Origin of the sequence: Actinomadura sp. GC306, assembly GCF_004348665.1 — a bacterium.
GTDB lineage: Bacteria > Actinomycetota > Actinomycetes > Streptosporangiales > Streptosporangiaceae > Spirillospora.
Window position 1 is genome coordinate 1 of record NZ_SMKM01000275.1, and the last position, 8,893, is coordinate 8,893.

The 8,893-nt window shown below is 68.5% G+C and carries 10 protein-coding genes; 6 read left to right on the top strand and 4 right to left on the bottom strand.

Features of this window, described 5'->3' with window-relative positions; all coding sequences use genetic code 11:
* From E1200_RS27645 to E1200_RS27655, 3 genes are all read right to left on the bottom strand, one after another.
* The coding region (locus tag E1200_RS27645) for a hypothetical protein (RefSeq protein ID WP_131955010.1) at positions 1-491 on the bottom strand (491 nt) is incomplete at its 3' end.
* 3 nt (positions 492-494) lie between these two features.
* Positions 495-821 carry a hypothetical protein gene (locus E1200_RS27650; RefSeq protein ID WP_131955011.1) on the bottom strand — a complete coding sequence of 109 codons (327 nt, stop codon included), beginning with the start codon at positions 819-821 and terminating at the stop codon, positions 495-497.
* Positions 818-1,261: a YbaB/EbfC family nucleoid-associated protein gene (locus E1200_RS27655; RefSeq protein WP_165950490.1), complete on the bottom strand. Its 444-nt coding sequence runs from the start codon at positions 1,259-1,261 to the stop codon at positions 818-820. Before E1200_RS27655 ends, E1200_RS27650 begins: the two co-directional genes overlap by 4 nt.
* Positions 1,262-1,555: 294 nt before the next feature.
* Here E1200_RS27655 and E1200_RS27660 point away from each other — a divergent pair, with 294 nt between their 5' ends.
* The 4 genes from E1200_RS27660 (at position 1,556) to E1200_RS27675 (ending at position 5,330) form a co-directional block, all read left to right on the top strand.
* Positions 1,556-2,029 carry a nuclear transport factor 2 family protein gene (locus E1200_RS27660; RefSeq protein ID WP_131955013.1) on the top strand — a complete coding sequence of 158 codons (474 nt, stop codon included), beginning with the start codon at positions 1,556-1,558 and terminating at the stop codon, positions 2,027-2,029.
* A 138-nt stretch (positions 2,030-2,167) separates the two neighbouring features.
* A complete protein-coding gene (locus tag E1200_RS27665; protein ID WP_243708873.1) occupies positions 2,168-3,388 on the top strand; it encodes a hypothetical protein in 1,221 nt (406 codons plus the stop codon).
* Positions 3,388-4,173, top strand: coding sequence for an SDR family oxidoreductase (locus E1200_RS27670; RefSeq protein WP_131955014.1), 786 nt, complete (start codon positions 3,388-3,390; stop codon positions 4,171-4,173). The genes E1200_RS27665 and E1200_RS27670 overlap by 1 nt, the downstream gene beginning before the upstream one ends.
* Positions 4,174-4,190: 17 nt before the next feature.
* Entirely contained in the window at positions 4,191-5,330 is a 1,140-nt protein-coding gene (locus E1200_RS27675) for a sulfotransferase (RefSeq protein ID WP_131955015.1), read from the top strand.
* A gap of 29 nt (positions 5,331-5,359) precedes the next feature.
* Here the strand turns inward: E1200_RS27675 and E1200_RS27680 are convergent, their stop codons facing one another.
* Positions 5,360-6,523 carry a DUF6461 domain-containing protein gene (locus E1200_RS27680; protein WP_131955016.1) on the bottom strand — a complete coding sequence of 388 codons (1,164 nt, stop codon included), beginning with the start codon at positions 6,521-6,523 and terminating at the stop codon, positions 5,360-5,362.
* A 225-nt stretch (positions 6,524-6,748) separates the two neighbouring features.
* Between E1200_RS27680 and E1200_RS27685 the strand changes: the two genes are divergently transcribed.
* Positions 6,749-7,531, top strand: a complete 783-nt coding sequence (locus E1200_RS27685; RefSeq protein ID WP_131955017.1) for a class I SAM-dependent methyltransferase — start codon at positions 6,749-6,751, stop codon at positions 7,529-7,531.
* A gap of 137 nt (positions 7,532-7,668) precedes the next feature.
* Positions 7,669-8,893: alpha/beta fold hydrolase (locus E1200_RS27690; protein WP_131955018.1), on the top strand; the 1,225-nt coding region annotated here is incomplete at its 3' end.

Below are 8,893 nucleotides of genomic sequence, written 5' to 3' on the forward strand. Positions count from 1 at the left end.
CCATTGAGCAGCGCCTCCACCGCCATGCCGAGCAGCTGGTCGATGATCGCGCCGGTGATCATCTTGAAGATCGGAATCTCCAGCAGGGATGCGCCGAAGGTGACCGCCGCGGTGGCGATGGCCTGCGCGATCTGGATCGCGAGGATGATCAGCTGAATGATCACGTTGATCTTCAGCACCAGGATGATGATGCCCGCGATCAGCAGTCCGGCGCCGACCAGCATGCAGTCGGTCCCGGCGTCGCGGATGTTGGCGGACGCGGCCTCATCGTCCGTCCACGCCTTCTGGAACGCCTCGAAGTCCTCGCCCTTGTTGGCCGTCCAGACGCCCTGCGCCACCGCGTCCGCGCCGGCCGACGCCGACTGGAGACCGCCGCCGAAGGAGATCCACGTGCCGCCCATCTCCATCAGCTTCGTCTCGTCGCCCTCCGGCCAGGTGTAGCCGAGCATGCCGAGCAGGCTGATGAGTTCGCCGGGCAGTTGCATGCCCATGGGCTACCCCAATGCCTTGCTGATGGAATTGACCGTCTGGACGTTCGACTGCTCCATCGTGGTGTAGTTCTTCGCGACCGCTTCCAGTGCCTTGGCGCGTTCGCTCAACTCTTCGGCGTTCTCCTTGAAGCATTTCATCGCCGCTTCGAAGCAGGCGGCGTGCGCGATTCCGATGAGCATTCCGATATCGTCGCCGCCCCATGGCTCGCCATAGCCGTTGATCTGCGCCTCGAACTGCTGCACCTGCCGGCTGAACTGTTCCGCGGCCTGGGTGAGCCCGCCGGCGGACGAGGTGAGCTGTTCGGTCGATACCTGGAAGCCGTCGGTCATCGCCGTCCCCCGTGCAGCTGCGCCATCAGGTCCGCGATCGACTGGGTCATCTGCTGCATCTGCCGCATGCTCATGTCCTGGACCGCGCGTGCGCGGGCCGTGAGCTGCTCGGTGTCCGCGCCGGCGGGCAACCTCGCCGGATCGGCGCGAAGCCCCTGGAACGCGGTGTTCACGGCCTCCGCGACATGCTCCCCGAGTTCCTCGGCGGGCATCCGCATCGCGCGCGGGGCGAGGTCGATGCTCTCGATCTCCCCGCTCGCCGACACGGTCGCCCGGACCAGCCCCCCGGCCGCCTCGCCGTGCCCCTTGGCGGACGCCTCGGCGGACGCACCGTCCGGTCGTTCGCCGGATCCCCCCCCGCCGCCCGCACCCTGCGTTCCGAGCACGGCTCGCGTCTCGTTGAGCAGATGTTCCAGTTCGCTGCCAGGGACCCCTGTCATCGAGAACCCACCCCCTGATTCGGTCGCCTCGGAGATCATAATCAACCAGGACGAATGTTGGCTAATGCCCGAATGGGCATCGACGAGAGGACAATGGTGAGCCTGAGGTAAGTGATGAGTGACAATGGTCACGAAGGCCATTGGTCTGATGTGAGCCGCGTGCGGCACATGATCACCCAGACGGCCAGGCCGCCCAGGTCGCCCAGATCTGTCCGCCGCGTCGGCGGGGGCGGCGGGCGCGGAGAGTAGAACTTGTTCTTGTCTGAAGCGCCCGAGGCGAGCAGGCTGTGTCGCATGGACCTGGTTGCTCTGGAAGAGATCCGGCGGCTCAAGTACCGCTACCTGCGCTGCGTCGACCTGAAGCTGTGGGACGAGTTCGCCGAGGTGTTCACCGAGGACGCCGTCGCCGAGTACGACACGCCCGTGCTCGGCAAGACCCTCCGGTTGGAGGGACGGGACGCCATCGTCGACTACATGCGCGGCAACCTCGGGCCCGACAAGATCTCCGCCCACACGGCGGGCGCACCCGAGATCGACATAGACGGGGATCGCGCCACCGGCACGTGGTCGCTCGACGACTCGATCATCCTCATCGAGCAGCGGCTGCTCATCCGCGGTGCCGCTTTCTACCACGACGTCTACCGGCGCGGGGCGGACGGACGCTGGCTGGTCGAGAAGACCGGGCACAAGCGCACGTACGAGTACATGGTGTCGCTGGACGACGCGCCCAGCCTCAGGTTCACCGCCGGGGTCCCGGCTTCCCAATGACCGGGACCGGCATTGACGCTGTCTAGAACGCGTTCTACCGTCCGTCCGACGATCGATCTCTTCGAGCGAGGGCGCTGTCAGCCATCGCGTAGGAGGGGCCGTCAACCCAACGCGATGATGCGATCCCAGGGGAGTCCGGTGGCCATCGACTCAGGCGCAGGTCAGACCGACGAATCCACCTCTGCCACGCGATCGTTCGCCGAGGCGATCGCCGAGGCCGAGCAGATCATCCGCAGCGCGCCGCACGTCAAGACCGACCAGGACCTGGCCGAGGGGCTCGACTACCTCGCGGGCAGCATCAAGGCTTCGTTGCACATGGTGCAGGCGTACCAGCACGAATATCCGTACTTCGCCTCGTCCACCGGGCCTTACACGAAGCTCGGCCTCGACAACCCGGACACCCTGTATTTCCACGCGTACATCAGGGACGACGCTGAGTACGTCGTCACCGGGCGGCGGGGGAGTACTGCCGATCTCAGTTTCCAGATCATGAACGGCGACTACTCGCCCACGCAGTCGCCCGACAGCCTCACCGCGTTCGATGACCGTGAGCTGGACATCGCGGCGGACGGGACGTTCCAGCTCCGCTTCGGCCCGCCCAAGGAGGACGCGGGGCCCGGCTACGTGCCCGTGGCCCCCGGGTCGGCAATGCTGATCGTCCGGGAGGTGTTCAGCGACTGGGAGAACGAGCGGCCGGGGGAGATCCGCATTCACCGCGCCGACACGCTCGGTACGTCGCCGCCGCCCGTCCCGTCCGATCGGATGGCGCGGCGGTACGCGGTCGCGGGGAAGATGCTGGTGGCGCGGTTGCGCACCTTCCTCGCCTTTCCCGAATGGCATTACCTGAACCTGCCGGTCAACACGCTCACCGAGCCGCGGCCCACGCCGGGCGGGCTGGCCACGCAGTTCTCGTCCGTCGGGCACTACGACCTGGACGACGACGAGGTCATGGTCATCACGGCCCCCGCCGCCGACCGCGATGTCGCGCCCTACCAGGGCTTCCAGCTCGGGAGCATGTGGTACGTCTCGCTCGACTACATCAACCACCAGACCAGCCTCACCGCCGACCAGGCCCGCGTGGACGACGACGGCATGATCCGGTACGTCGTCAGCGAGCGCGATCCCGGCCTCGCCAACTGGATCGAGCGGACCGGCCACCGCCGCGGCTACCTCCAGTTCCGCTGGCAGCGACTCACCCGCGACCTCACCCCCGCGGACGGCCCGACCGTCGAGGTCATGCCGTTCGACGAGCTGCCGCGCCGGCTCCCGAACTATGAGCGCCAGCGGGTCAGCGAGCAGGAGTGGAAGGAACGGATCGCCGCCCGGCAGGTCGCCGTCGCCCGAAGGATGCTCGGCTGATGGCCGCCGAGTTGCTGGCCGGCAAGGTCATCGTCATCTCCGGCGTCGGTCCTGGTCTCGGTCGCGGGCTCGCCCTCCAGTGCGCCAAGGCGGGGGCGGACGTGGTGCTTGCCGCGCGCAACGAGGAGCGACTCGCGGAGGTCGCCAAGGAAGTCGAGGATGTCGGCCAGCGCGCGGTGACCGTCCCGACCGACATCAACGACACGGCGGCCTGCGAACGGCTCGCCGAAACGGCGCGGAACGAGTTCGGACGCGTCGACGGCCTCATCAACAACGCCTTCGCCACCCCACCGCTGAAAGACCTCACCAAGGTCGACCTCGACGCGGTCAGGCGCGGCTTCGAGACGAACGTCCTCGCCGCCCTGCACCTCACTCGCCTCTTCGTCCCCGCCCTCGAAGAGAGCAACGGCTCCGTCGTCATGGTGAACTCGGCCGTCCTGCGGCATTCGCGGCGGACGTTCGGCGCCTACAAGATGGCCAAGGCCGCCCTCCTCGCGATGGCGCAGAACCTCGCGACGGAACTCGGCCCGCGCGGTGTCCGCGTGAACACGATCGCCCCCGGATACATCTGGGCCGACAACCTCAAGTGGTACTTCGACCACCTCGCCAAGAAGCGTGGCGTCACGGCGCAGCAGATCTATGACGAGAACGCCGCTACCACGGACCTGCGCAAATTGCCCGACCCGGACGAGATCGCAGACGCCGTGGTGTTCATGCTGTCGCCGCTGGCCCGCGCCGTCACCGGCCAATGCCTGGACGTCAACGCCGGCGAATGGCACCACTAGGAAAGGGCGCACCGAAGATGACCCCAGGCCGTGAAACGGTCGGCACCGTCGAGGACCTGCACGCCTCGGCCAGAAAGGTCACCGGCCTGGACGACTTCGGCGACGACGACTACCTAGAGGGGCTGAAAGTCCTCCTGGCCTCCTACTCCGAGGAAGCCGGGCTCACCCCGCTCGGCAACAAGGCGCAGCGGGCGATGCTGCGCGGTGCGCTCGCCGCGCGGCAGTTCTCCGAGGCGGCCTGGCGGCGGCACCCCGAGCACGCCGACGTCCCCATCGAACGGCCGATCTTCGTCACCGGGCTGCCCCGCACCGGCACCACCGCGCTGCACCGGCTGCTCACCGCCGACCCCGCCCACCAGGGCCTCGACCTGTGGCTCGCCGAGGTGCCGCAGCCGCGCCCGCCCCGCGAGGCGTGGGCGGACGACCCGATCTTCCAGGCGATCGACGCCGCGTACCGGCGGCACCACATCGAGAACCCCGAGTTCATGGGCGTCCACTACATCTCGGCGGACTCCGTCGAGGAGTGCTGGCAACTTCTCCGCCAGAGCATGCTCTCGATCTCCTTCGAATGCCTGGCGCACCTGCCGACCTACTCGTCCTGGCTCGCCGAACAGGACTGGACGCCGGCCTACCGCAGGCACCGCCGCAACCTGCAGCTCATCGGCCTGAACGACCCGGAAAGGCGCTGGGTGCTGAAGAACCCCAGCCATCTGTTCGCGTTGGACGCGCTGCTGGAGGTGTACCCGGACGCGCTGATCGTCCAGACGCACCGGAACCCGCGCACCGCGATGGCGTCCATGTGCAGCCTCGCCGCGCACGCCACCGCCGGCTGGTCGGACGTCTTCACCGGCGCCGTGATCGGCCGTGACCAGCTCGAACTGTGGAGTCGCGGTCTGGAGCAGTTCCGCGCGGAGCGCGCCCGGCACGACCCCGCGCGGTTCGTGGACGTCCACTACGACGACTTCGTCCGCGACCCGATCGGTACGGCCGAGGGCATCTACCGGCACTTCCGGCTCCCGTTCGGCGAGGACGCCCGGACGGCGATGGCGAGCCTCCACAAGGAGAGCGCGACCGGCGCCGCGAAACCGTCCCACCGCTACGCCCTCGAAGACTTCGGCCTCACCCCCGAGCAGGTGCACGAGCGCTTCACCGCCTGAAACGGCCGGCTCAGGCGAGGACGGGCGCCTCAGATCGCTGCCTGATCGCCGCGGAGGATGCGCAGGACGGCGGCCTCCTGGGCGGAATCGCGGAGTTGGGTAGGGCCCTCCGTGAGTGGGTGGAGGGCCGCGCGGGCGGCGGCGTGCGGCTCGGGCCACAACGCAGCGCGCAGAGCGGACGCGAACCAACCCAGCATGAAGGCGGCTGTCCGTTCGTCGTCGCTCATCCTGGAGTAGGCGCCGTCGTTGAGCGAGTAACTCGCCTGACGCGACCGCACCAGCCAGGAGCGGACGTGCGCGCCAAGTTCGGAGCCGGGGGAGACGGCGACCGGCTCGCCGCGCTCGGCGGCGGCGACGGTCTCCGCCAGGCCGGGCGTGGCGTCGAGACCAAGGACTGCGGCGAGGCGCATCGCCTCGTGTGCGGCGACCGCGCGGAGCAGATGCGGCGGGGCGGCTTCGAGGGCCGCGACCATCGCGGGGTCCTTGGGACCGGCGGTACGGGACGGGGGAGCCGCGCTGAACCAGGGTTGGATCTGGGCGGACGGGAGCTCACCGGTCAAGGCGTCCGGGTGCGGGAGGACGCCGGTGATCAAACCCGCCAGGAGCAAGGCCGGGACGTACCCGCGCGGCAGGGACTCGACCTCGGTGTCCAGGTCCGGGTCCAGGTCCGGATCCAGGTCCAAGCCCAAATCGAGGTCCACGTCCACGTCCAGGTCCGGCTTCGGGTCCGGGGGTAGGTCGGCCGCGCGCATCAGTCCGGTGAGACGGTCGGGGTCACTGCCCCACCGCCGACTGGGCCAGGTGGGTTCGAATCCGGTGATCAACGTCCCGTCAACGGCGTAACAGAAGCCGTGGTCGGCGTAATCGTGTCGCTGCACCGAGACGGCCTCGGTGCCTCGGGAGAGCGCGGTCAGCGGCTCGATGAGCCCGCCCTGGAAGCCGTTGGGCTCGATCAACACCGTCCAGTCGCCGAGGTTCAGCGCGAACGCGAACTCCGGGTAGCCGGCGTCGTAGGAGATGGACGTCTCGCCCACCTCCTTCAGGGTCCGGGGCCGCAGCTCGTCCGGGAGGCCGCCCAGGCGCACCAGCGCCTCGGTCTCATCGACCCCCTTGACGAAGGTGAGACAGAAGATCTCGCCGAGCCGCTCATCGTCGGCGACCCAATCGACGGCGTCATGCGGCACGTTGAGCATGGCTCCTCCGGACATCAGGGGGACAGCGTTCGCCGCGGACGGTAGCGAACCGGTCGGACAGAACCCGCGCCCGTGCCAAGACCCATTGACGGGCGGGGCTTGGCAGAGGCTTCAAATGAGACCCGGCTTATTCGTACGATGGCAGGGGTAGTGCTCATGTGCCATCCTGGGCCGCCCAGGTAGTGGACGCTGCTTTTCCGGAGTTCGACTTTAGGGGACGAGCCGATGACCGGACCGGTTCCGCCGACGCGCAGGAATCGCGCGAGCCTCACCTACAAACTGCGGTACGCCGCCAAGAACCCCGACAAGATCAGGCCGTATCTGGCCAGGACGGCGCGCGACCTGAAACTGCGCGTCACCAGCCGTGACCATGTCGCCTACTACCGGGCCGTCATGCGGTCCGACGCGGCCCGCAGCCCCGAGGCCGCGGTCGGGAGCCCGACGCGGGAGCGGTGGCTGAAGCTCGGCCAGATGCAGTTCGACTACCTGGTGAAACACGGGCTCAAGCCCGATGACCGGATGCTGGAGATCGGCTGCGGGAACCTGCGGGCCGGGTGGCGGTTCATCGACTACCTCGACACCGGCAACTACTACGGCCTCGACATCTCGCCGGACATCCTGCTCGCCGCGCAGCAGACGCTCGTCCGCCAGGGGCTGGGGGACAAGCTTCCGCATCTCACGCTGGTGGACGACCTGAAACTGGCGTTCCTGCCGTCGGACCATTTCTCGGTCGTCCATGCGCACAGCGTGTTCAGCCACTCTCCGCTCGCCGTCATCGAGGAATGCCTGTCCAATGTCGGCCGCGTCATGGTGCCCGGCGGCATCTTCGACTTCACCTTCGACCGCACCGAAGGGGCCGAACACCATGTGCTGCGGGAGGACTTCTACTACCGCACCGAAACGCTGACCTCGCTGGCCGAGAAGCACGGTTTCACTGCTCAATTCATGGACGACTGGGAAGAACTCCCGCACGGGCAGTCCAAGATCCGCGTGACCAAACCCGCCTGAGGGGCGCGTGGTTCCGGTGAAACGTCCGGGACGCGGGCGGCTGGGCGCGGGCACAGTGTCGCGGCCGGGATCTTGACGGCGGACCCCGATGATCGGACGCTTTGGGCCCGGACGGTCATCACGAGGGGTTCGCTCCCATGCTGCGACGGCTCATCGCCTTCTTCTGCGTCCTGTTGTTGTCCCTGTCGGTGGTGTCGCCGGCCCATGCGGACGGGCGGCGGCATCAACCGCGGCCCGTGGTGTTCGTACACGGGTTCAGCGGGTCCGCCGGCCAGTTCGAGACGCAGGCGCGGCGCCTGACGTCCAACGGCTACCCGGACGACTTCATCGAGGCCCACGAGTACGACTCGACGTTCGGCACCACCACCGTGGCGGAGGTCTTCGCGTCGCTGGACGACCGCATCGCGCGGCTGCTCGACCGCACCGGCGCCGACAAGATCGACCTGCTCGCCCACTCGCTCGGCACCGGCCTGATGCAGAGTTACCTGCGCAGTTCTCCCGCGCGGGCGGCGAACGTGGCGCACTACGTCAACCTCGACGGCGCCACCGCGGACAGCCTGCCCGGTGGTGTGCCCACCCTGGCGGTGTGGGGTGAGGGGCCGACCGAGCGCGAGGTCACCGGTGCCGAGAACGTGTACTTCTCCGGGCAGGCGCACACGCAGGTCGTGACCTCGCCCGAGACGTTCGCGCAGTTCTTCGAGTTCTTCAACGAGCGCAAGCCCCGAACCACCCGGATCGTGCCGCAGCGCCACATCGCCCTGTCGGGACGCGCGGTGCTCTTCCCGTCCAACGAGGGCGCGGCCGGTGCGCGGCTGGAGATCTACCGGGTGAATCCGCTGACCGGCGCGCGTCTCACGCAGCGTCCCCTCGCCTCCTACACCCTTCCCGAGGACGGGGCCTGGGGTCCGTTCAAGGGCCGCGGTGACGCGCACTACGAGTTCGCGGTCGTGTGGGACGAGTCGTCCGTCCACCACCTGTACTCCCAGCCGTTCCGGCGCAGCAACGGGCTCGTGCGGCTGCTGACGAGCCGTCCCGGCGAGGGGCTGTCGGGGCTCGTGGAGACCGGCGACCGCCATGCCGCGCTCACCATCAGCCGGCAGAAGGAATGGTGGGGCGACCAGGGACGCGAGGGCGACGCCCTTTACATCAACGGGCGGCAGGTGCTGAACGAGGCCAACGCGCCGCGCACCAAGCGGGCCATCGGGATCTTCGCCTTCGACGCCGGACGCGACCGCGTCACCGACCTGAGCGCGCCCCTCCCGGCGTTCTTCGCGACGCCCTTCATCACCGGCATGGACGTGTTCATGCCGACCGGGCGGTTCCCGGTCTCGATCGTGGCGAAGCCCCGGGGCGGGCACGGGC

Coding starts and splice junctions, on each gene's coding strand:
- E1200_RS27660 (WP_131955013.1), top strand. CDS start 1,556: ATGGACCTGGTTGCTCTGGAAGAGATCCGGCGGCTCAAGTACCGCTAC.
- E1200_RS27680 (WP_131955016.1), bottom strand. CDS start 6,523: ATGCTCAACGTGCCGCATGACGCCGTCGATTGGGTCGCCGACGATGAG.
- E1200_RS27655 (WP_165950490.1), bottom strand. CDS start 1,261: ATGACAGGGGTCCCTGGCAGCGAACTGGAACATCTGCTCAACGAGACG.
- E1200_RS27675 (WP_131955015.1), top strand. CDS start 4,191: ATGACCCCAGGCCGTGAAACGGTCGGCACCGTCGAGGACCTGCACGCC.
- E1200_RS27685 (WP_131955017.1), top strand. CDS start 6,749: ATGACCGGACCGGTTCCGCCGACGCGCAGGAATCGCGCGAGCCTCACC.
- E1200_RS27650 (WP_131955011.1), bottom strand. CDS start 821: ATGACCGACGGCTTCCAGGTATCGACCGAACAGCTCACCTCGTCCGCC.
- E1200_RS27670 (WP_131955014.1), top strand. CDS start 3,388: ATGGCCGCCGAGTTGCTGGCCGGCAAGGTCATCGTCATCTCCGGCGTC.